Annotated in this window: 16 protein-coding genes; 9 read left to right on the top strand and 7 right to left on the bottom strand. The window is 38.0% G+C overall.

Annotated features, from left to right (window positions below):
* Positions 1 to 151: 151 nt before the first annotated feature.
* The 9 genes from OZP08_RS13095 (at position 152) to OZP08_RS13055 (ending at position 19,864) form a co-directional block, all read left to right on the top strand.
* Positions 152 to 1,063, top strand: a complete 912-nt coding sequence (locus OZP08_RS13095; RefSeq protein WP_268846523.1) for a PorP/SprF family type IX secretion system membrane protein — start codon at positions 152 to 154, stop codon at positions 1,061 to 1,063.
* Positions 1,064 to 1,125: 62 nt separating this feature from the next.
* Positions 1,126 to 1,983 carry a tetratricopeptide repeat protein gene (locus tag OZP08_RS13090; protein ID WP_281322053.1) on the top strand — a complete coding sequence of 286 codons (858 nt, stop codon included), beginning with the start codon at positions 1,126 to 1,128 and terminating at the stop codon, positions 1,981 to 1,983.
* A 58-nt stretch (positions 1,984 to 2,041) separates the two neighbouring features.
* Positions 2,042 to 2,425 (top strand): tetratricopeptide repeat protein, encoded by a 384-nt coding sequence (locus OZP08_RS13085; protein WP_281322052.1) that lies wholly within the window; start codon positions 2,042 to 2,044, stop codon positions 2,423 to 2,425.
* Positions 2,426 to 2,471: 46 nt separating this feature from the next.
* Complete coding sequence (locus OZP08_RS13080) at positions 2,472 to 4,412, top strand: OmpA family protein (RefSeq protein ID WP_268846528.1); 1,941 nt, start codon at positions 2,472 to 2,474, stop codon at positions 4,410 to 4,412.
* Between the two features lie 642 nt (positions 4,413 to 5,054).
* Positions 5,055 to 15,464: a DUF7507 domain-containing protein gene (locus OZP08_RS13075; RefSeq protein WP_281322051.1), complete on the top strand. Its 10,410-nt coding sequence runs from the start codon at positions 5,055 to 5,057 to the stop codon at positions 15,462 to 15,464.
* Between the two features lie 152 nt (positions 15,465 to 15,616).
* Entirely contained in the window at positions 15,617 to 16,528 is a 912-nt protein-coding gene (locus OZP08_RS13070; protein WP_268846523.1) for a PorP/SprF family type IX secretion system membrane protein, read from the top strand.
* 49 nt (positions 16,529 to 16,577) lie between these two features.
* Positions 16,578 to 17,435 (top strand): hypothetical protein, encoded by an 858-nt coding sequence (locus OZP08_RS13065; protein WP_281322050.1) that lies wholly within the window; start codon positions 16,578 to 16,580, stop codon positions 17,433 to 17,435.
* Positions 17,436 to 17,493: 58 nt separating this feature from the next.
* Positions 17,494 to 17,877 (top strand): tetratricopeptide repeat protein, encoded by a 384-nt coding sequence (locus OZP08_RS13060; protein WP_281322049.1) that lies wholly within the window; start codon positions 17,494 to 17,496, stop codon positions 17,875 to 17,877.
* Positions 17,878 to 17,923: 46 nt separating this feature from the next.
* Entirely contained in the window at positions 17,924 to 19,864 is a 1,941-nt protein-coding gene (locus OZP08_RS13055; RefSeq protein WP_281322048.1) for an OmpA family protein, read from the top strand.
* Positions 19,865 to 19,943: 79 nt separating this feature from the next.
* Here the strand turns inward: OZP08_RS13055 and OZP08_RS13050 are convergent, their stop codons facing one another.
* From OZP08_RS13050 to OZP08_RS13020, 7 genes are all read right to left on the bottom strand, one after another.
* The gene (locus OZP08_RS13050; RefSeq protein WP_281322047.1) at positions 19,944 to 20,399 is read right to left on the bottom strand and encodes a CAP domain-containing protein; all 456 of its coding nucleotides are present in this window, start codon (positions 20,397 to 20,399) and stop codon (positions 19,944 to 19,946) included.
* 362 nt (positions 20,400 to 20,761) lie between these two features.
* Positions 20,762 to 21,268 (bottom strand): CAP domain-containing protein, encoded by a 507-nt coding sequence (locus OZP08_RS13045; protein WP_268846519.1) that lies wholly within the window; start codon positions 21,266 to 21,268, stop codon positions 20,762 to 20,764.
* Positions 21,269 to 21,695: 427 nt separating this feature from the next.
* Positions 21,696 to 22,301, bottom strand: a complete 606-nt coding sequence (locus OZP08_RS13040; protein WP_281322046.1) for a CAP domain-containing protein — start codon at positions 22,299 to 22,301, stop codon at positions 21,696 to 21,698.
* Positions 22,302 to 22,471: 170 nt separating this feature from the next.
* Positions 22,472 to 23,116, bottom strand: coding sequence for a pyridoxamine 5'-phosphate oxidase (gene pdxH, locus OZP08_RS13035; protein WP_281322045.1), 645 nt, complete (start codon positions 23,114 to 23,116; stop codon positions 22,472 to 22,474).
* Between the two features lie 30 nt (positions 23,117 to 23,146).
* A complete protein-coding gene (locus OZP08_RS13030) occupies positions 23,147 to 24,052 on the bottom strand; it encodes a ribonuclease Z (RefSeq protein WP_281322044.1) in 906 nt (301 codons plus the stop codon).
* A gap of 39 nt (positions 24,053 to 24,091) precedes the next feature.
* The gene (locus OZP08_RS13025) at positions 24,092 to 24,424 is read right to left on the bottom strand and encodes a ribonuclease Z (protein ID WP_268846517.1); all 333 of its coding nucleotides are present in this window, start codon (positions 24,422 to 24,424) and stop codon (positions 24,092 to 24,094) included.
* Positions 24,425 to 24,434: 10 nt separating this feature from the next.
* Positions 24,435 to 25,361: an aspartate carbamoyltransferase catalytic subunit gene (locus tag OZP08_RS13020; protein ID WP_281322043.1), complete on the bottom strand. Its 927-nt coding sequence runs from the start codon at positions 25,359 to 25,361 to the stop codon at positions 24,435 to 24,437.
* Between the last annotated feature and the right edge of the window lie 25 nt (positions 25,362 to 25,386).

Genomic DNA, 25,386 nt, shown 5'->3' with positions numbered 1-25,386 from the left:
TATGAGCCCCAAAAAATACTCTGGGCTATGACAATTCCCAGAGTATTTTTTAACTATCTTTAATACAATTACTACAATATCATTTCAAAATACCTCAAAGCTAGATTGTTACAAAAACGTAACAACCATTTTTAACCAACAAATATCGACTATGAAAACAAAATTATTCTCTTTCGTTTTGATGTTTACAGCCATTGCAAGTTTTGCGCAGCAAGATGCACAATATACCCAATATATGTATAACACAATAAATGTAAATCCTGCCTATGCGGGTACAAGAGGTGCATTAAGTATTTTTGCCCTGCATCGTACGCAATGGGTTGGTCTTGATGGAGCCCCGATTACCAATACTGTCTCTGTAAATACCCCTTTTAATAACAGCAGGGTTGGATTGGGAGTCTCTATTGTCAATGATGAAATTGGTCCTTCCACCAACAATTCCATATCTGCGGACCTATCCTACTATATCCCCCTTTCTGAATCCTGTAAACTCTCTTTTGGTATCAAAGGAACTGCAAATATTTTTAGCATTGATGTTACCAAATTGAATCCTGGTGATCAAACCGACCCTCAATTTCAAAACATTGACAATGACTTTTCTCCCAACATTGGAGCAGGTATTTACCTGCATTCCCAAAAGGCCTATGTAGGGTTTTCGATCCCGAATTTTATAGAAACTAATGCCTATAACGACAATGAAGTGGCTATTTATAAAGAAAAGATAAACTACTATTTAATTGGTGGGTATGTTTTTGATCTGAATTCTTCCATAAAATTCAAACCTACTTTTATGGCCAAAGTGACTGAGGGTGCCCCATTACAATTTGATATTTCCGGTAACTTTCTCTTCAATGAAAAATTTACTGTGGGGGTTGCCTACAGATGGAGCGCCTCTGTGAGTGCCATGGCTGGGTTTCAAATCTCTGACGGGTTCTATATAGGTTACGCCTATGATTTTGAAACTACTGCTCTGGATAATTACAATTCCGGATCTCATGAGATATTCTTGCGTTATGAAATATTCAAGAAAAACAGTAAAATGTCTACCCCTAGATTTTTCTAGTGTAATGGCAAACATCTAAAAAACGGTGATATGCGCTAAGATTCCTTTTAAAAATAATTATCATGAAAAAGAAGATACTTATTTACATAGCCATAGCAAATATTCTCTCATTGAATGGTTTTGCCCAAATCGTTCAGCTTGACACAAGCGTGAAAAAAAAAGCGGACAACCAAATAAATGCCAGAACCGGAACAATGACCTCTTCCGTAAAAACGGTTAAAACGGTAAAGACTGTAAAATCGTATCATGTAGTAGAAACCATTAACTTAACATTTGGAGGACACACCACCACTTATGACGTACCGGATCCTAAATTAATCAACACCTTCGATTTGGGTCCCAACAACACCCGGGTTATAACTGTTATAGATAAAATCGTAGAGCAAAATACCCAGGTTGTAACTCCAGTAGAGCCCCAACTGAAACAGGAAACCAAAGAAACAACACCGGTTAAAACCCCAATAAAAGAGGAAACAAAGGAAGCGATTCCGATAGAGCCCCTAGTGAAACAGGAAACCGCGATAGCCGCTCCGGTAGAGACCAAAGTTGAATCCGTTGGTTCTATTGGATCTAAAAATATTGATCCTTTACGTGACCGATTAAAGATCAATACCCATATTGACAGCCCCAAGAAGATGGGTGATTACGCTTATATCGATATTGTAAAAACCTACGAAAGAGTTACCGAGAAAGGATATAAATCCATTTTTATGCTCAAAAAAGTATGCAATGCCTATTTCTTCAATGATGAATTTGAGAAAGCCGCCAAATGTTATGCCGAGTTATTTGCCCTAACCACCGATGTGGAACCTGAATACTATTACCGCTACGCCATCTCCCTAAAAGCGATTGGGGAAGATAAAAAGGCCAGTGAAAATTTGAAAAAATACAATGAATTATCCGGAAATCGCATCAAGTAATTGATCTGTAATGAGAACATGCAAAAGATAAACCTGAATCACCCTAAAGCCAATCGTTATGCAAAAGAACCTACTATTTTATCTGACTATACTGGGACTTTTCTCTCTTAGCAGTTATGCCCAAAAAGTAAAAGCTGCTTCTAAGGAGCCCCAAAAAAAAGACAATTACACCTATATTGACGCCGTAAAAACCTATGAAAGAGTCTCCGAGAAAGGATATAAATCCCCAGATATGCTAAAGAAATTGGGCGACTCTTATTTCTTTAATGAACAACTGGAGAAGGCCGCCAAATGTTACGGTGAATTATGTGAGATGACAACCAATCTGGAACCTGTATATTATTACCGCTATTCCATTGCATTAAGAGCTATTGGAGAAACCCAAAAAGCCGGTGAGAACCTGAAAAAATTCAATGAGCTGTCTGGTAACCAATCCAAATGACGTGAACCATAAATGACAATTTTAAATTCCTATAAAAATAATTATTATGAAAAATAACATTCTACTCTACCTGATGATACTCGGTCTTTTTTCATTTAACAATTATGCCCAAAAGGGCAAGGTATCTAATGCGGATAAAAAATATGATAACTATGCTTATATAGATGCCATAAAGACCTATGAGCGAGTATCCAACAAAGGATACAAATCGGCTGAGATGTACCAGAAATTAGGCAATGCCTATTTCTTCAATGCTGAGTTGGACAAAGCCGCCAAATGGTATGGGGAACTCTTTGCCATAACCTCTTCTGTAGATCCGGAATACTATTATCGTTATGCCCATTGCTTGCGATCTATTGGGGAGAATGATAAAGCCAATGAAATGCTGAAACTCTACAATGAGAAATCCAAGGATCCCGCCAAAGGAGAAACCTACATCAAAGAGGTGAACTATCTCGATAAAATAAAAGCCAATTCCGGCAGATATAAAGTCAAAGATGCCGGTGTGAACTCTAAATATTCCGATTACGGTAGCTCCTTTTATAACGGAAAACTCGTTTTTACTTCCTCCAGAGATACCGGTAGCTTAGGGCAAAGAAAACATACCTGGACCGATCAATATTTTACTAACCTTTATATCTGCGATCTAACCGGAGACTCCCTAACCCCAGGACCTCCTAAAAAGTTTGCCCCTGGAGTGAAATCAAAATTCCATGAAGCGAGTGCTGTTTTTACCAAAGACGGCAATACCATGTATTTTACCAGAAATAATTATCTGGAAGGCAAAAAAGGGAAAGACGACAATAAAATTACTTTGGTTAAAATATACAAAGCCAGTTATGCCAAAAATGACTGGACCAATGTAACCGAGTTACCCTTTAACAGCGATAACTACAGTACAGCACACCCTGCCCTTAGTCCCGATGAGAAAACATTGTACTTTGCATCGGACATGCCGGGTACTTTAGGGGAATCGGATATTTTTAAGGTTAGTATCAATAGCGATGGGACTTATGGCATTCCGGTGAATTTAGGCAAAACCATCAATACGCCCGGTAAGGAAACCTTTCCGTTTGTTACAGATGACAATGAAATCTATTTTGCATCCGATACCCATTCCGGTCTTGGCGGACTCGATGTATTTGTATCCCAAATCAAGGAGGACGGAACTTTTGGTCCGGTACAAAATGTGGGCGCCGAGGTAAACTCCCCTAAAGATGATTTTGCCTATCTAATTGATACTAAAAGTAGAATCGGGTTCTTCTCCTCCAATAGGGACAACGGCAAAGGGTATGATGATATCTATAAATTCCTGGAAACAAGACCCATAAAATGCAAATATGAGTTAAACGGTACCACTTCTGAATTGGCAACCAACGAAATGCTTCCCAAATCTAAGGTCTCCCTATATGACGATCAGCACAAATTGCTTAAAACCACCGAATCCGATGATAAAGGATACTATTCCTTTGATATTGAAGGGGAAAAAACCTATAGCGTAAGAGCCGAAAAAGAAGAATATACCACTACCGAAAAAACGGTAACCATTGCCGAGAAAGACTGTAAAACCCAACTCAACCTTACTTTCGAAAAAGCGCTATGTAAAGTGGCCGTTGGAGATGACTTAGGTAAATGCTTTGGCATCAAATGGATTTATTTTGAATTTGATAAATCCGACATTAAACCAGTAGCCGCTTTGGATCTTGCCAAAATATTGGACGTAATGGCCGAGTATCCAAACATGAAAATCGACATCCGCTCTCATACCGATAGTAGAGGTAGCGCCAAATACAACGAAGGCTTGTCCGACAGAAGAGCCAAATCTACCAGAGAATGGCTTATCAAAAACGGTATCAACCCTAACCGATTATCCAGCAAAGGATATGGGGAAAGTCTATTGTATAACAACTGCTCCGATGGCGTAAAATGTACCGAAGAAGAACACCAACAAAACAGACGCAGCGAATTTATTATCACAGCATTATAATCCAAAAACAATCCTCTGAACCAAAAAGGCTACCCAATCAAGGTAGCCTTTTATCTTTTCTTTTAAAATCTGAAATATTTTTTTAATTCTTTCCTACAATTATCACCTAATAACTAGATAATTAGCAAAAAAACAGAAGCAAAATGAAATAATTTTCAGCATAATTTTAAAAGATTGTTTTTTAACGAGTTTTTATGCTATTAATGGAATTTTAGTACCATAATTAAATATTAATACTTAACTTTATTACTACCAATAAGTTACAAAGGTAAAAATAAAAAAAATTGGATACGATAATATATAAAAAGACCCTAATCTAGTATTAACTTAACACTAAAATATATGGGAATAAAAACTTACTTTTTCTTATAAGCATTCTTTTTGTACAAGATTGCTTCTACTATATTTTATCAATACATTACTCAAAATTCAAAGTAAGTAAAACTTAAAAAAGCATAAATCAATTATCAAGGATTTTGGTTTTTTGCTACTTATTCGAGTAACCACAAAGTCTATTTATTTGATTTTTATAAAGCTCTATAGTTTTATAAAATTAGCTATTCAACAATTCACGTATGTCCTATTATATGTGGGTTTCACTATATACTCATAATACTTTCTAACGATTTAAAAAAAATCAATATGAAAACATTTTTTACCCATTCGACAAAATTGTTTACCTTTTTTTTAGTATGCTTCTTGAGTTATTCAACTATAACAATTGCCCAAATTGGTACGGGTACAGTAACAGTTAATCCACCAAGTGGAGGTTTCAGCATTTTAGGAAATCTTCAGGCAAATTCAACAGCGGGTGACTGGTTAGCTGGGACTGGAAGCGGTGGTTTTGTACTTACAAATGCAGGAGTTCCTGTAAATTCTGTAACTACTTTCCATTTAACAGACCCTTATAGCACCTCGGATAACATATTTTCTGGAGGTATTAAAATAGATGATAACCCAAATATTATGACATGGGTAACGGGTGGTGCCAATGACAAAACCGACATGAATAACGTACTGCTCCATTTTACTACAAAAGATGGTCATGTATGGGCCGTTTTTGCTGCAGATCGATTAAGTGCCAGCACTGCAAATGCCTATATGGATTTTGAATTCCTTCAAGATCGTTTAACAAAAAACTATAGCGCTGGTAATCTTTCTGGTGGATTTTCAACCTCTGTTCCTCTAAGTTCTTCTGGAGGTCGAACAGAAAACGATTTTATTCTTACTGTAACTTTTACTAGTGGTATGGCTGGTTTTGAATATAGTGTTTGGGAAAATGACGGAACAGGTTATAAATATGTATCACATACACCTCCTGCTAACTCAGTATATGCAGCAACAAATAGCGGAACTATTAATACCCCTTCACTTTATAAAGTGTTCGGGGGAAATACTTATAGCACAAATACATTTATTGAAGGAGCTGTTGATTTAACTGCATTATTAAAAGATGTTGATCCCTGTGCAAATATTAGAATAAAATCCATTTTTGTAAAATCAAAAACTTCAGCTGGTGGTGGAGCACAACCAAAGGATTTTGCAGATCCTATTGATGTTAATTTCTTGCTTACAACTGCAGCTGGAATAATTAGCGGAGAAAGTACCGTTTGTTCTGTTAGTAATAGCACAGAATTAAAATTATCAGGTCAAACAGGAACTGTTGACAGATGGGAATCATCTCCTAATGGGACTAGTAATTGGACAACTATTCCAAGTACCTCTGGAGTTACTACCTACACAGCAAGTGGTCTAACAACTACAACATATTATCGAGCAGTAGTTAATGGTGCTTGCGGAACTGTATTTTCAGAACCAGTTTCTATAAAAGTGACACAATTACCAACTGCAAGTATTTCCTATACAGGTTCACCTTGGTGTAAAACGGTAACTCCTCAGTCAGTAACCTTAACCGGTAATACAGGCGGAGTTTACAGCTCAACAGCAGGTCTGACTATTAATGCCTCAACTGGAGAAATAACCCCAAGCACCAGTACAGCCGGAACCTATACCGTTACCTATACCATTGCTGCAGCTGGCGGATGCTCCGCTGTAACCGCAACCACTTCGGTAACCATAACAGCTTTGCCAAATGCCAATATCTCCTACTCAGGTTCTCCTTGGTGTACGACAGCAACTACTCAGTCTGTAACCCTAACAGGTACCGGAGTATATACCGGTGGAGTGTATAGCTCAACAGCGGGCTTGACTATTGATCCTTCGACAGGTGCAATAACGCCAAGCACCAGTACAGCCGGAACCTATACCGTTACCTATACTATTGCCGCAGCTGGTGGATGTGCGGCTGTAACAGCAACTACATCAGTAACAATAACTGCGTTACCAACAGCCAATATCTCTTACTCTGATTCTCCTTGGTGTACTACAGCAACTGCCCAATCGGTGACCTTGACCGGAACCGGAGTTTATACTGGCGGAGTTTACAGCTCAACAGCTGGATTGACTATTAATGCTGCAACTGGAGAAATAACCCCAAGCACCAGTACAGCCGGAACCTATACCGTCACCTATACTATTGCCGCAGCAGCTGGATGTGCTGCTGTAACAGCAACTACATCAGTAACAATAACTGCGTTACCAACAGCCAATATCTCTTACTCAGGTTCTCCTTGGTGTACGACAGCAACTGCCCAATCGGTGACCTTGACTGGAACTGGGGTTTATACTGGCGGAGTTTACAGCTCTACAGCAGGTTTGATTATCGATGCTGCAACTGGAGAAATTACACCAAGTACCAGTACAGCCGGAACCTATACCGTTACCTACACCATTGCAGCAGCTGGAGGATGCGCTGCAGTTACAGCGACTACTTTAGTAACCATAACAGCATTACCAACTGCGAGTATCTCCTACTCAGACTCTCCTTGGTGTACAACAGCAGCTTCCCAATCGGTAGCCTTAACTGGAAACACAGGTGGAGTTTACAGTTCAACAGCAGGCTTGACTATTAATGCTGCAACTGGAGAAATAATCCCAAGCACCAGTACAGCAGGAACCTATACTGTTACTTATACTATTGCGGCAGCTGGCGGATGTGCCGCTGTAGCAGCAACCACTTCGGTAACCATAACCGCTTTGCCAACTGCCAATATCTCCTACTCAGGCTCTCCTTGGTGTACGACAGCAACTGCCAAGTCTGTAACCTTGACTGGAACCGGAGTTTATACTGGAGGAGTTTACAGCTCAACAGCAGGTCTGACTATTAATGCCTCAACTGGAGAAATAACCCCAAGCACCAGTACAGCAGGAACCTATACTGTTACCTACACTATTGCAGCAGCTGGCGGATGCTCCGCTGTAACGGCAACTACTTCGGTAACCATAACCGCTTTGCCAACTGCCAATATCTCCTACTCAGGTTCTCCTTGGTGTACTACTGCAACTACCAAGTCTGTAACTTTAACTGGAACCGGAGCCTATACCGGTGGAGTGTATAGCTCAACAGCGGGCTTGACTATTGATCCTTCGACAGGTGCAATAACCCCAAGCACCAGTACAGACGGAACCTATACTGTTACCTATACTGTTGCGGCAGCTAGCGGATGTGCCGTTGTAACAGCAACAACTTCGGTAACCATAACAACTTTGCCAACTGCCAATATCTCCTACTCAGGTTCTCCTTGGTGTACTACTGCAACTACTCAGTCAGTAACTTTAACAGGTGCAACCGGTGGAGTTTATAGCTCAACTGTAGGCTTGACTATTGATGCTTCGACTGGAGAAATTACTCCAAGCACCAGTACAGCGGGAACCTATACCGTTACCTACACTATTGCAGCATCTAGCGGATGTGCAGCTGTAACAGCAACTGCTTCAGTAACCATAACCGCTTTACCAACTGCTAATATCTCCTATTCTGGCTCTCCTTGGTGTACTACTGCAACTGTCAAGTCAGTAACCTTAACTGGAACCGGAGCCTATACTGGTGGAGTGTACAGCTCAACAGCTGGTCTAACTATTAATGCTTCAACAGGTGCAATAACCCCAAGCACCAGTACAGCGGGAACCTACACTGTTACCTATACCACTGCAGCAGCTGGCGGATGCGCGGCTGTAACAGCAATAACTTCCGTAACCATAACAACTTTGCCAAATGCCAATATCTCCTACTCAGGTTCTCCTTGGTGTACTACTGCAACTACTCAGTCAGTAACTTTAACAGGTGCAACCGGTGGAGTTTATAGCTCAACCGTAGGCTTGACTATTGATGCTTCGACTGGAGAAATTACTCCAAGCACCAGTACAGCGGGAACCTATACCGTTACCTACACTATTGCAGCATCTAGCGGATGTGCCGCTGTAACAGCAACCACTTCGGTAACCATAACCGCTTTACCGACTGCCAATATCTCTTACTCAGGTTCACCTTGGTGTACTACTGCAACTGCCAAGTCTGTAACCTTAACCGGAACCGGAGCCTATACTGGTGGAGTGTACAGCTCAACAGCAGGTCTAACTATTAATGCTTCAACAGGTGCAATAACCCCAAGCACCAGTACAGCAGGAACCTACACTGTTACCTATACCACTGTAGCAGCTGGCGGATGCGCCGCTGTAACAGCAACCACTTCCATAACCATAACAACTTTGCCAACTGCCAATATCTCTTACTCGGGTTCTCCTTGGTGTACGACAGCAACTACTCAGTCTGTAACCCTAACAGGTACCGGAGTATATACCGGTGGAGTTTACAGCTCAACTGCGGGCTTAACTATTGATGCTGCAACTGGAGAAATTACTCCAAGCACCAGTACTGCCGGAACCTATACCATTACTTATACTATTACAGCTGCTGGAGGATGCAACGCTGTAACAGCAACTACTTCGGTAAAAATAACCGCTTTGCCAACTGCCAATATCTCTTACTCAGGTTCTCCTTGGTGTACTTCGGCAACAGTCAAGTCTGTAACCTTAACCGGAACAGGAGTTTATACCGGTGGAGTGTATAGCTCAACAGCTGGTCTGACTATTAACGCTTCAACTGGTGCAATAACCCCAAGCACTAGTACAGCGGGAACCTATACCGTTACCTATACTATTGCCGCAGCTGGTGGATGCGCCGCTGTAACAGCAACCACTTCAGTAACCATAACAACTTTACCAACTGCGAGTATTTCCTACTCAGGTTCTCCTTGGTGTACTACTGCAACTACTCAGTCAGTAACCTTAACTGGTACTGGAATTTATACTGGTGGTGTTTATAGCTCCACAGCTGGTTTGACAATTGATGCTGCAACTGGAGAAATTACTCCAAGCACCAGTACTGCCGGAACCTATACCGTTACTTATACTATTGCCGCAGCTGGAGGATGCGCAGCTGTAACAGCAACTACTTCGGTAAAAATAACTGCTTTGCCAACTGCGAATATCTCTTACTCAGGTTCTCCTTGGTGTACTTCGGCAACAGCCAAATTGGTAACCTTAACTGGAACCGGAGTTTATACTGGTGGAGTGTATAGCTCAACTGTAGGTCTGACTATTAACGCTTCAACTGGTACAATAACCCCAAGTACCAGTACAGCCGGAACCTATACTGTTACTTATACTATTGCCGCAGCTGGTGGATGCGCAGCAGTAACAGCAACTACTTCGGTTACCATAACAACTTTGCCAACAGCTCATATCTCCTATTCAGGTTCTCCTTGGTGTACTTCGGTAACTACTCAGTCTGTGACCTTAACTGGTACTGGAATTTATACTGGTGGCATTTATAGCTCTACAGCAGGATTAACAATTGATGCTGCAACTGGAGAAATTACGCCAAGCTCAAGTACTGCCGGAACCTATACCGTTACCTACACTATTGCAGCTGCTGGCGGATGTGCCGCTGTAACAGCAACTACATCTGTAACAGTGAATTCACTTCCAGCTCCACCCATTTCCGGAGGTAACATAACCGAATGTATGGCTCCTTCAATACAAACATTAACAGCTACAGCCACAGTACCAGCAGGTCAACATATTGATTGGTATACCACTGCAATCGGAGGTAGTTCTATAAGCAGCCCAACTCTAAATACAGTAGGAACTGTTACTTATTATGCTCAAGCTGTAAATAATACTACTCTTTGTACTAATTTGAACCGTACTCCAGTTATCTTAACTATAAATTCATGTTCTGTTGAGATTACCAAAGATGGAACATATCAAGACACTAATGCAGACGGTATAACAAATATTGGAGATAAAGTAATCTATAATTTTGTTATAACTAATACTAGTAACGTAACTCTAACAAACATTAAAGTTACGGATATTAATGCTGTTGTTTCTGGTGGTCCAATTGCGTCTCTTGCTCCTGGCGCATCAGATAGTTCTACGTTTACTGCTAGTCATGCCATTACACAAAATGAAATTGATTCTGGAGTTGTTTATAACTGGGCTACTGCTATTGGTACACCTCCAACCGGTGCTGACGTAAAAGACACATCTACTGATCCTACACCTTGTACATCTTGCCCTATTAATCCTCAATGTCCTGATTGTACAATGACTCCTTTGACTCAAACACCTAAAATTACTTTAGTAAAAAGTAATAACATAGAAGTTGGACCAAACGGATGCGCTACCTTAGCAGTTGGCGATGTAGTGACTTATACTTTTACAGTAACTAATCCTGGTAATGTGAGTTTACATAATATAACTGTTACCGACCCTCATACCGGTTTATCCGCAATTGTGTTACAAAGTGGTGATAGCAATAACAATAATAAACTAGAGGTTACCGAAACTTGGATTTATAAAGCTACCTATACTGTAACCCAAGCTGATATTGATAACGGAAGCATTACTAATCAAGCTTCGGTTAATGGTACTGCGCCTAATAATGCCATAGTAACCGACCAATCTGGTGATTCGCCAACGGATAATAATCCTAATGTAATTCCTATTTGTACTAATCCTAATATTAATTTAGTAAAAAATAATAACATTGAAGTTGGTCCGAACGGATGCGCTATCTTAGCAGTTGGTGATATAGTTACTTATACCTTTAAGGTGACTAATCCAGGTAATGTGAGTTTGCACAATATAACTGTCACCGACCCTCATACTGGTTTATCTGCCATTGCACTACAAAGCGGCGATAGTAATAATAACAATATCTTAGAAGTTACTGAAACCTGGATTTATAAAGCCACTTATACCGTAACCCAAACCGATATTGATAACGGTAGCATTACCAATCAAGCTTCGGTTAATGGTACTGCACCAAATAACACCGTAGTAACCGATCAATCTGGTGATTCACCAACAAGTAATGTTCCTAATGTAATTACTATTTGTACTAATCCTAAAATTACTTTAGTTAAAACCAATGACATCGAAGTTGGACCAAATGGATGTGCTACTCTAGCAGTTGGTGACGTAGTGACTTATACCTTTAAAGTGTTTAATTCTGGTAATGTGAGTTTACACAATATAACTGTCACCGACCCACATACCGGCTTATCTGCCATAGCATTACAAAGCGGCGATAGCAATAATAACAACATATTGGAGGTTACAGAAACTTGGATTTATAAAGCCACTTATACTGTAACTCAAGCCGATATTGATAATGGCAACATTATCAATCAAGCTTCGGTTAACGGTACTGCGCCAAATAACACCGTAGTAACTGACCAATCTGGTGATTCACCAACAGGTGATAATCCTAATGTAATCCCAATTTGTACTAATCCTAAAATTGCTTTAGTCAAAACCAATGACATCGAAGTTGGGCCAAACGGATGCGCTACTCTTGCGGTTGGTGATGTGGTGACTTATACCTTTAAAGTAACTAATCCCGGTAATGTAAGTTTACACAACATAACTGTCACCGACCCTCATACTGGTTTATCTGCAATAGCACTACAAAGCGGAGATAGCAATAATAACAACATATTGGAGGTTACTGAAACTTGGATTTATAAAGCCACTTATACCGTAACCCAAGCCGATATTGATAACGGAAGCATTACCAATCAAGCTTATGTTAATGGTACTGCACCAAATAATACCATAGTGACCGATCAATCAGGTGATTCACCAACAGGTAATAATCCTAATGTAATCCCTATCTGTACTAACCCTAAAATCGCTTTAGTAAAAACCAACAACATAGAAGTTGGACCAAACGGATGCGCTGTCCTAGCGGTAGGTGATGTGGTGACTTATACTTTTACGGTAACGAATCCCGGCAATGTGAGTTTACATAATATAACTGTTACCGACCCACATACCGGTTTATCAGCCATAGCACTACAAAGCGGTGATAGCAATAACAACAATATACTTGAGGTTACAGAAACCTGGATTTATAAAGCCACTTATACCGTAACCCAAGCCGATATTGATAACGGAAGCATTACCAATCAAGCATCGGTTAGTGGTACTGCGCCAAATAATGCCACAGTGAGTGACCAATCCGGTGATTCCCCAACGGGTGATAATCCTAATGTAATCCCTATCTGTACTAACGCTGGTATTCGTTTAGTAAAAACCAATGATATAGAAGTGGGACCAAACGGATGCTCTACTCTAGCCGTTGGCGATGTGGTAACCTATACCTTTACAGTGACCAATTCCGGTATTGTGAGTTTGCACAATATAACTGTCACTGATCTTCATGCTGGCTTATCTGCCATAGCGCTACAAAGCGGTGACAGCAATAACAACAATATATTGGAGGTTACCGAAACCTGGATTTACAAAGCCACTTATACTGTAACCCAAGCCGATATCGATAACGGAAGCATTACCAATCAGGCTTCGGTTAGTGGTACTGCGCCTAATGATACTGTAGTGAGTGATCAATCCGGTGATTCACCAGCAGGTGATAATCCTAACGTAATTACGTTTTGTATTACTCCCGGATTAACGGTTACTAAAACAACCACAACTGCTAGTTTTAGCGCTGTTGGTGATGTGATTAACTATACCATAAACGTAAAAAATACGGGTAATACCACATTGCATCAAATAACTGTAAAAGACCCATTAACCGGACTTGATACTGTTATAGAAACCCTTGCTCCGGGTGCCAGTTTAGACTACACCCAAAGCTATACGGTAACTCAAGAGGATTTAGACAAAGGATCCGTTATCAATGTAGCCAAAGCTGATGGATTAACTCCTACCAACACTCCTGTAAGTGCCACTGATGATGAAACTGTAAACGAGAGTGCCCATCCTATTGATGCCGTTGATGATAATGCCGGTACCATTGTCGGGGTGAACCAAATCACGCCTAATGTGATCAATGTGTTTACCAATGATACTTTGAATGCAGCTGCGGTTAATCCGGCCGATGTTATTCTAACCACTGTAACACCTAACCCATTCCTGCAATTAAATCCGGATGGTTCTATAGATGTGTTGGCCGATGCCCCTGTTGGTCCTCAAACATTGGTGTACCAAATTTGTGAAAAACTAAATAACACCAATTGTGATTCTGCCACTGTAACGGTAAACATAGAAGCGCCAAGCATGACCATCTCTGGAGAAGGGATCTGTATCAACGATGTACCTTACTTCAGTTATACTGCCACTGCCAATAACTTTACTCCAGTAAATGGTTTAACATTGACATGGACTGACAGTAAAAACAACGTTGTTAGCACTATGACCAACTTACCGCTAAGCGGAAAAGTGTTATGGCCTGGGGCTACTGTGGATCAAAACGGTAATGGTACCGATTGGCCTGGTTGGGTGCTAGAGGGTCAAAAATGGATTGAAGCCCCTGATGGTTTTGAAAACACACGACCTACCGCATCGGTAACATTCACCTTAAACCCAAGTGAAACTATTGTTGTTAACTACCCTCCTTCTGATCCGTTGTGTACCGCCAGACCAACATTCTTAATCGATGCGGTAGATGATACTGCCAGTACTGTAGATGGATTGCATGGGGTGAAAAACATATTGAATGTCTTTAACAATGACAACTTAAACACCGTTGCGGTTAATCCTGCCGATGTTACCTTATCGATTTTGGTTCCGGATCCTAACGGGGCTATCACTCTAAACACCGATGGATCTGTTGATGTAAAAGAGAATGCTCCTAGCGGTACCTATACCCTAACGTATCAAATATGCGAAATAGCGGATGCCGGTAATTGTGACTCTGCTCTGGTTACCATTACTGTTGTAAATACCCCTCTTGTTATTCAAGCCACAAATGACACCTTTAGTGTTACACAATGTTCTGTTCTGGAAGGGGTTCGAAATGCCTTGAGCAATGATTTATTAAATGGTGTGGTAGCCAATCCGGCTGACTTTAAATTCAAATTGCTAACCGCTCTTGGACAATTCATCACCATAGATGACCAAGGTAACATCACCATTGCAAATAATGTGGCTGCGGGACAATACGTCTTCGATTATCAAATCTGTGAGGCTGCTAATCCTAACAATTGTTCTACTGCTACCATTACCATTAATGTGGCGGGAATAGAATCAGTTACCATAACCATTCCTAGTGACAGATCTCCTTGTAATGCAGATACTACCCCGGTGGATCTATTTACTTTCCTTCCTGAGGGAACTCCTAGAGACGGAGTTTGGGTAGACTCTGATCATACCGGAGCTGTAAACGGAAATATCCTTAATGCCTTTGGACTTCCTATTAGCACCTATCATTTTGAATATAAAATTGCCGGGGATTGTCCTAGAAGCATATTCCTTGTACTGAACATTAATGATGACTGTAAAGTGCTTCCTTGCAAAAGCTTAGTGATTCATAATGCTTTCACTTCGAATGAGGACGGTAGAAATGATTATTTCCAAATTGATAATCTGGACGACAACGATTGTTACAAAAACATCAGACTTGAGGTTTTCAACCGTTGGGGGGTTTTAGTATTCGAGAAAGACAATTATAATAATGGCAGCAATGCTTTTAGAGGATATTCAGAAGGTAGAACTACCATCAATAAAAGAGAAGGTTTACCAACCGGTACCTATTTCTATATCTTAAGCTATGATACTAGCGATGGTCTTGGTAAACCGCAAAGTGTTAAAAAAGATGGTTATCTCTATTTAATCAAATAATTATGAGCCCCAAAAAATACTCTGGGCTATGACAATTCCCAGAGTATTTTTTAACTATCTTTAATACAATTACTACAATATCATTTCAAAATACCTCAAAGCTAGATTGTTACAAAAAGGTAACAACCATTTTTAACCAACAAATATCGACTATGAAAACAAAATTATTCTCTTTCGTTTTGATGTTTACAGCCATTGCAAGTTTTGCGCAGCAAGATGCACAATATACCCAATATATGTATAACACAATAAATGTAAATCCTGCCTATGCGGGTACAAGAGGTGCATTAAGTATTTTTGCCCTGCATCGTACGCAATGGGTTGGTCTTGATGGAGCCCCGATTACCAATACTGTCTCTGTAAATACCCCTTTTAACAACAGCAGGGTTGGATTGGGAGTCTCTATTGTCAATGATGAAATTGGTCCTTCCACCAACAATTCCATATCTGCGGACCTATCCTACTATATCCCCCTTTCTGAATCCTGTAAACTCTCTTTTGGTATTAAAGGAACTGCAAATATTTTTAGTATCGATGTTACCAAATTGAATCCTGGTGATCAAACCGACCCTCAATTTCAAAACATTGACAATGACTTTTCTCCCAACATTGGAGCAGGTATTTACCTGCATTCCCAAAAGGCCTATGTAGGGTTTTCGATCCCGAATTTTATAGAAACGAATGCCTATAACGACAATGAAGTGGCTATTTATAAAGAAAAGATAAACTACTATTTAATTGGTGGGTATGTTTTTGATCTGAATTCTTCCATAAAATTCAAACCTACTTTTATGGCCAAAGTAACTGAGGGTGCCCCATTGCAATTTGATATTTCCGGTAACTTTCTCTTCAATGAAAAATTTACTGTGGGGGTTGCCTACAGATGGAGCGCCTCTGTGAGTGCCATGGCTGGGTTTCAAATCTCTGACGGGTTCTACATAGGTTACGCTTATGATTTTGAAACTACTGCTCTGGATAATTACAATTCCGGATCCCACGAGATATTCTTGCGTTATGAAATATTCAAGAAAAACAGTAAAATGTCGACCCCTAGATTCTTCTAACGGTTAAGCCGGTGATATGAGCTAAGATTCCTTTCTAAAAATAATTATCATGAAAAAGAAGATACTTATTTACATAGCCATAGCAAATGTTCTCTCATTTAGTGGTTCTGCTCAAATCGTTCAGCTTGACACAAGCGTCAAAAAAAAAGCGGACAATCAAATAAATGCCAGAACCGAAACAATGATCTCTTCCGTAAAAACAGTTAAAACTGTAAAGACTGTAAAATCGTATCATGTAGTAGAAACCATTAACTTAACATTTGGCGGACACACCACCACTTATGACGTACCGGATCCTAAATTAATCAACACCTTCGATTTAGGACCCAACAACACCCGGGTTATTACTGTTATAGATAAAATCGTAGAGCAAAATACCCAGGTTGTAACTCCAGTAGAGCCCCAACTGAAACAGAAAATCAAGGAAACAACTCCGGTAGCCCCACCGGTGAAACAGGAAATCAAGGAAGAGATTCCGGTGAAACAGGAAGTCAAGGAAACTGTTCCGATAGCCCCTGCGTTAGAAACCAAACTTGAATCCGTTGGTTCTATTGAATCTAAAAATATTGATCCTTTAAGTGACCGATTAAAGATCAATACCCATATTGACAGCCCCAAGAAGATGGGTGATTACGCTTATATCGATATTGTAAAAACCTACGAAAGAGTTACCGAGAAAGGATATAAATCCATTTTTATGCTCAAAAAAGTATGCAATGCCTATTTCTTCAATGATGAATTTGAGAAAGCCGCCAAATGTTATGCCGAGTTATTTGCCCTAACCACCGATGTGGAACCTGAATGTTATTACCGCTACGCCATATCCCTAAAAGCGATTGGGGAAGATAAAAAGGCCAGTGAAAATTTGAAAAAATACAATGAATTATCCGGAAATCGCATCAAGTAATTGATCTGTATTGAGAACATGCAAAAGACAAACCTGAATCACCCTAAAGCCAATCGTTATGCAAAAGAACCTACTGTTTTACCTGACTATACTGGGACTTTTATCATTTAACAGTTATGCCCAAAAAGCAAAAGCTGCTTCTAAGGAGCCCCAAAAAAAAGACAATTACACCTATATTGACGCCGTAAAAACCTATGAAAGAGTTTCCGAGAAAGGATATAAATCCCCGGATATGCTAAAGAAATTAGGCGACTCTTATTTTTTTAATGAGCAACTGGATAAGGCCGCCAAATGTTATGGTGAATTATGTGAGATGACAACCAATCTGGAACCTGTATATTATTACCGCTATTCCATTGCGTTAAGGGCTATTGGTGAGACCCAAAAAGCCGGTGAGAACCTGAAAAAATTCAATGAGCTGTCTGGTAACCAATCCAAATGACGTGAACCATAAATGACAATTTTAAATTCCTATAAAAATAATTATTATGAAAAATAACATTCTACTCTACCTGATGATACTCGGTCTTTTTTCATTTAACAATTATGCCCAAAAGGGCAAGGTATCTAATGCGGATAAAAAATATGATAACTATGCTTATATAGATGCCATAAAGACCTATGAGCGAGTATCCAACAAAGGATACAAATCGGCTGAGATGTACCAGAAATTAGGCAATGCCTATTTCTTCAATGCTGAGTTGGACAAAGCCGCCAAATGGTATGGGGAACTCTTTGCCATAACCTCTTCTGTAGATCCGGAATACTATTATCGTTATGCCCATTGCTTGCGATCTATTGGGGAGAATGATAAAGCCAATGAAATGCTGAAACTCTACAATGAGAAATCCAAGGATCCCGCCAAAGGAGAAACCTACATCAAAGAGGTGAACTATCTCGATAAAATAAAAGCCAATTCCGGCAGATATAAAGTCAAAGATGCCGGTGTGAACTCTAAATATTCCGATTACGGTAGCTCCTTTTATAACGGAAAACTCGTTTTTACTTCCTCCAGAGATACCGGTAGCTTAGGGCAAAGAAAACATACCTGGACCGATCAATATTTTACTAACCTTTATATCTGCGATCTAACCGGAGACTCCCTAACCCCAGGACCTCCTAAAAAGTTTGCCCCTGGAGTGAAATCAAAATTCCATGAAGCGAGTGCTGTTTTTACCAAAGACGGCAATACCATGTATTTTACCAGAAATAATTATCTGGAAGGCAAAAAAGGGAAAGACGACAATAAAATTACTTTGGTTAAAATATACAAAGCCAGTTATGCCAAAAATGACTGGACCAATGTAACCGAGTTACCCTTTAACAGCGATAACTACAGTACAGCACACCCTGCCCTTAGTCCCGATGAGAAAACATTGTACTTTGCATCGGACATGCCGGGTACTTTAGGGGAATCGGATATTTTTAAGGTTAGTATCAATAGCGATGGGACTTATGGCATTCCGGTGAATTTAGGCAAAACCATCAATACGCCCGGTAAGGAAACCTTTCCGTTTGTTACAGATGACAATGAAATCTATTTTGCATCCGATACCCATTCCGGTCTTGGCGGACTCGATGTATTTGTATCCCAAATCAAGGAGGACGGAACTTTTGGTCCGGTACAAAATGTGGGGGCCGAGGTAAACTCCCCTAAAGATGATTTTGCCTATCTAATTGATACTAAAAGTAGAATCGGGTTCTTCTCCTCCAATAGGGACAACGGCAAAGGGTATGATGATATCTATAAATTCCTGGAAACAAGACCCATAAAATGCAAATATGAGTTAAACGGTACCACTTCTGAATTGGCAACCAACGAAATGCTTCCCAAATCTAAGGTCTCCCTATATGACGATCAGCACAAATTGCTTAAAACCACCGAATCCGATGATAAAGGATACTATTCCTTTGACATTGAAGGGGAAAAAACCTATAGTGTAAGAGCCGAAAAAGAAGAATATACCACTACCGAAAAAACGGTAACCATTGCAGAGAAAGACTGTAAAACCCAACTCAACCTTACCTTCGAAAAAGCGCTATGTAAAGTGGCCGTGGGAGATGATTTGGGTAAATGCTTTGGTATCAAATGGATTTACTTTGAATTTGATAAATCCGACATTAAACCCGTAGCCGCTTTGGATCTTGCCAAAATATTGGACGTAATGGCCGAATATCCAAACATGAAAATCGACATCCGCTCCCATACCGATAGCAGAGGTAGCGCCAAATACAATGAGGCACTATCTGACAGAAGAGCCAAATCTACCAGAGATTGGCTTATCAAAAGTGGTGTCAATCCTAACCGATTATCCAGCAAAGGATATGGGGAAAGTCTATTGTATAACAACTGCTCCGATGGCGTAAAATGTACCGAAGAAGAACATCAACAAAACAGACGCAGTGAATTTATTATCACAGCATTATAATCCAAAAACAATCCTCTAAACAAAAAAAGGCTACCCAATCAAGGTAGCCTTTTTAATATCTATTCAATTTTAATAAAATCTATATTTTTACAAAGATATTAGTGTAATATTTTTTGCCAGTTACAGGATTTTCTCTTACAGAAATACCAAAATGAGTATAATCACCTACTATATTTTCTTTGTGTGCTGAGCTATTCAACCAAGCATCGAAAGCCCCTTTTGCACTATTGTAATTATAAGCTACGTTCTCACCTACACTTTTTGCTCCTAATACTTTAATTATATTTTCTGAACGAGATACAAAATCATCATGATTTACCACATTATTAGTTATCATATAATTATCATGTTCTTCAGATTTAAGAGAAACATAGTTCACTTTTTCTAACGCTTTTAAACCAATACTAACTCTATAATTATTAATTAATTCCATCGTTTCTAATTCCAGAGGACTGTATTCATAGTTTGAAGAAACAGATAATGTTGATTGTGATTCTGGAACCGAATTATTGTCTTCTGGGGAACATGAAAACATAAAACATAAAATAAAAGCAAAAAAGGTCAAACGAAGAAATTTCGAATTCATAGTGATAATAAGTAGTTTAGCTTAAAGTAGATTGTGGGGCAAACTCCTTTAATATTAGGTTTAGGTTAATAGTTTATTCTGTTTCAAATAAACATACTTTATGTTAAACTACCAAACAAAATCGATGAAATGCACGGATAATTATTAAAGATCAATAATTTTCTTAAAAAATTATCCCTTCAAACACTTGACCTTTTTTTTAAAATAAAACAGTAATAAACTTTTAATTATTACTTTCAAAAATTATGCTTTCTTTTTTGTTATTAATTCAATATTTAATTTTTAATACTTAAATTCACTTTTAGTCAAATCTATATTTTTACAAAAATATTTGTGTAATATTTTCTACCGTTCACAGGATTCTCTCTCACTGAAATGCCAAAATGAGTAAAATCACCCTCTATGTTTGCTTTGTGTCCTTCGCTTTTTAGCCAAGCATCAAAGGCTCCTTTTGCGCTATTATAATTATAGGCAATATTCTCACTTACTTTTTTTGCCCCCAAAGCCTTAATTATATTTTCAGAACGGGATGCAAAATCATCATGGTTTACCACATTATTAGCAATCATATAATTATCATGCTCTTCTGACTTATAAGAAACATGATTTATTCTTTCTAACGCATTTAAACCAATACTAACTCTGTAGTTGTTAATCAAAGCCATTGTTTCTATTTCTACAGGGTTGTATTCATAGTTTAAAACAATAGGCACTTTTTGAGATTCTAAGGTCGAATTATTATCTTCTTCTGGAGAACATGAAACCATAAAACTCAAAATAAAAACAAAAAATACGAAAGGGTGTAATTTTGAATTCATAATAATGAAGTTTAATTTTAAAGTAGATTGTGGGGCAAACTCCTTTAAGGTTAATAGTTAAAGCTCATTTTTAAAATCTATATCAAAGGACGTGCATTTCGGTCAAACAGACAAATAAATCAGATGAACTACATCATTTTGAATAAACATAAAGGGAATATCCTACATTATGATTTGCAAAAAATAGAGGCATTTTTTATAGAAAAAAAACACTCCGCATCATTGAAAAATAGTAAGAAGACTAATAGAAAATATTAACAAGTTTTATACTTTAAATTAAAGATCTAATACTTTTAAAATCATAAGATTACTAGTTTAAAAAATTCAAAATAATGTAGCATAGATTTTGGTTTGCATTCATACTTCCCTAAAAAACAAAAAAGGCTGCATCTTGAAGATACAGCCTTTAGAATCCAAAAAAGAAGAATTATATTTTAGCAAAAATATTAGTGTAATATTTTTTCCCTTCAGAATTTGCTCTAATTGAGATTCCGAAATTGGTAAATGAACCTTCAATATTAGCCTTGTGGTTTGGACTGGCTAACCAGGCATCAAAAGCAGCTTGTGGCGTAGTATTATTACAAGCTATATTCTCCCCAACTGAACTAGCTCCTAATGCCGTCATTATGTCTCTAGAGCGTACAGCAAAATTATCGTGACTAATTATATTTGCCGCAATCATATAATTGTTGTGTTCTGCCGCTTTAGAAGAAATATAATTAGTTACCACTAATCGATTCAAGCCTATACTTACTCTATAATTATTTATTAAATCCATAAGCTGGATTTCTGAAGTGCTATATGAATAATTATTTAAATCTGTAGGAGACGTTGTTGGAGTTGATGGCTCTGTAGGTGATGTTGTTTGTCCAGTTTGTCCAGTTTGTCCAGTTTGTCCAGTTTGTCCTGTTGGTGTTGTCGGAGTTGTTGGTGCTACAGATGCTGAAGCAATTTCATGAGCATCCGTGGTGCAAGAATACATTGTACTAATTATTGAAACTAGTAACAATGCGAGTAGTGAATTAAATTTCATAAAATTTTGTAGTAGCTTAATTGTCAAATAGTTTATAATTAAACTATTTGATGAGTTTTGTAATTATTTTGTTTTCTTATAATCCAAAACTACTTTTTACAATCATAAACCACTACTCAAAATCAACAATTTAGATAACTTTAACTGCTTCTTATGAGATTTTAGTACAATCAAGGCGACAGACGTTCAATTTTCCAAGAAAAATCTTCCTGAGCGCTATATAGGATTCTATCATGCATACGATTAGGTCTCCCTTGCCAAAATTCTACTTCAACAGGAGTTACCAAAAAGCCTCCCCAATGTTTTGGTCGCGGAATTTCTTTTCCTTCAAAATCTTTTTCTAATTGTTTTAAATTCTCTTCCAAAAAAGAACGGGATGCAACAACTTCACTTTGGTTAGATGCTATTGCTCCTAACTTACTTCCATCGGGTCTGGATGCAAAATAATTATCTGAAATATCCTCTGATGTTTTACTGGCAATTCCTTTTATGATAACCTGACGTTCCATACTTTCCCAAAAAAATGAAAGACATACATTTGGATTTTCAGCAATGGCTCTACCCTTTTCAGAATTATAATTTGTAAAAAAAATAAATCCTTCCTCATTAAATTTTTTCAACAACACTACTCTTGATTTTGGAAAACCGTCCAAACCAATTGTTGAAACGGTCATTGCATTAACCTCTCCTGCTGCATCAAAATCCTCTACTTCGTGAAACCATCTATTAAAAAGATTTATAGGATCTTCCGGTATAGATGATTCTAACAATTCACTCTTTTCGTACGACTTTCTGTAATTACTTAAATCATTCATTTTTACACCTTTTATATTCAAATAAATCTATTAAAACTCAAAGCTTTTGCCATCATCTGCCAATAAAACTGCTGCAAAAATGGTTTCTGCTTCTTCTTTAAACAAATCGATACTGGCATATCGAGTAGAGTAATGACCTAATAACAATTGCTTTGCATTAGCTTTCAATGCTATTCTAGCGGCTTCTTTGGCAGTAGAATGCATCGTTTTTGTTGCCAAAGCTTCTTCTGAATCTAGAAATGTAGATTCATGATATAGCACATCTACATCTTTTATAATGGGAATTATTGACTCATGATACTTCGTGTCTGAACAAAAAGCATAACTCATTGCAGGAATAGGATCAAACGTAAGTTTAGCATTATCAATTACCCTTCCATCTTCTAAAGTAATATCTTTTCCTTTTTTTATATTTTGATAATAACATTTGTCAATTTCAAAATTTTGCACGGCATTCAAGTCTAATATTCTGTCTCCTGTTTTCTCTTGAAACAAAAAACCATTTGTATAAACTCTATGTTTTAGTGGGATAGTTTTGACTATTACTTTTTCATCCTCAAAGATTGTCTCACTTTCGCTAGATTCTAATTCGTGAAAGAACAATTTATAATTAGTCCATGAATTGGATAAACGCAATTGTAATTCAATTATTTCTTTTATTCCTTTTGGTCCAAAAACATGTAGATCTGTAGTACGTCCTAATAATGCAAATGTAGAGATCAAACCAATTAGTCCAAAAAAATGATCTCCATGCAAATGGGAAATAAAGACATGGTTGATTTTTGAGAATTTCAATTTGTTTTTGCGCAACTGCACCTGAGTTCCTTCTCCGCAGTCAATTAAAAAAAGTCTGTTTTTAATTTCTAATACCTGTGAAGTAGGATTCGTTAAAGATCTAGGTGTTGCGGCGTAGCAACCAAGAATTGTTAATTTCAAATTTAGTTTTTTGTTATTTGTTTAAACAATTTTAATCATTTAAAACCCTAAATCTCTTTCAATTTCATCCATTTCAATCATATCGTGTGCTTCTAATAATGTAGGAACAACCGATAATGACGTTGGAACTTTATTAAAATCGATATTTTGAACAACTAATAGAAATGATTTTTTTGATTTTATATGTTTTTTAGATAATTCGGAAAAAATCATGATTGATTTTGCATCAACCGATTTATCGTGTGATATATCTAAAATAAGATTTTGACTTTCAAAACTCTTATATTGACTGTTTATTTTTTCTAAAAATTGCGCTATATCTCCTTCTGTATCTTTGATAATAGTGCTGTGCCCCTTAGTTGTTACTTTCATTGTAATACGTTTATTGAATTTTTGATGCCAAAAGATAGATTACTGCCATTCTAATGGCAACACCATTTTCTACTTGATTTAAAATTACAGATTGTTGTGAATCTGCAACATCACTTGTTATTTCTACACCTCTATTTATGGGGCCTGGGTGCATTATAACGATCTCTTTGTCGAGTGAATCAAGCAAAGCTTTATCAACTCCATACTGTTGTGCATATTCTCTGGTTGATGGAAAAAAATTCACATCCATTCTTTCGTTTTGAACACGCAACATATTTGCTACATCACACCATTCTAATGCTTTACGCAAATTTGGTTCAACTTTTACTCCAAGTGATTCTATATATCTTGGGATAAGTGTTTTTGGTCCGCAAACCTTTACTTCTGCACCTTGCATTTGCAAAGCATATATATTGGATAAGGCAACTCTTGAATGTAATATATCACCAACAATAACTACTTTTTTACCGGCTACATCTCCCAATTTTTCTCTAATAGAATAACTGTCTAATAATCCTTGTGTAGGATGCTCATGTGCACCGTCTCCAGCATTTACGATGCTGGCCTTTACATTTTTAGACAAAAAATAAGCTGCACCAGGATTAGAATGTCTCATTACAACCATATCTACTTTCATGGAAAGGATATTATTTACAGTATCAATAAGTGTTTCTCCCTTTTTTACTGATGATTGTGCTGCTGAAAAACTTATTACATCTGCTGATAACCTTTTTTGAGCTAATTCAAATGATAGTTTTGTTCTTGTACTATTTTCAAAAAAAATATTAGCAATTGTAATATCCCTTAACGAAGGTACTTTTTTGATTGGTCTATTAATGACTTCTTTAAAATGATCGGCGGTTTCAAAAATTAGGTCAATATCTTTTTTGTTAATGTATTTGATCCCTAATAAATGATTTACACTTAATTCGCTCATTGTTCTTTTTTTATTTTTTTGTTTA

This window comes from Flavobacterium aestivum, assembly GCF_026870175.2.
GTDB classification, from domain to species: domain Bacteria; phylum Bacteroidota; class Bacteroidia; order Flavobacteriales; family Flavobacteriaceae; genus Flavobacterium; species Flavobacterium aestivum.
This window is presented reverse-complemented; position numbering and strand designations above follow the sequence as displayed.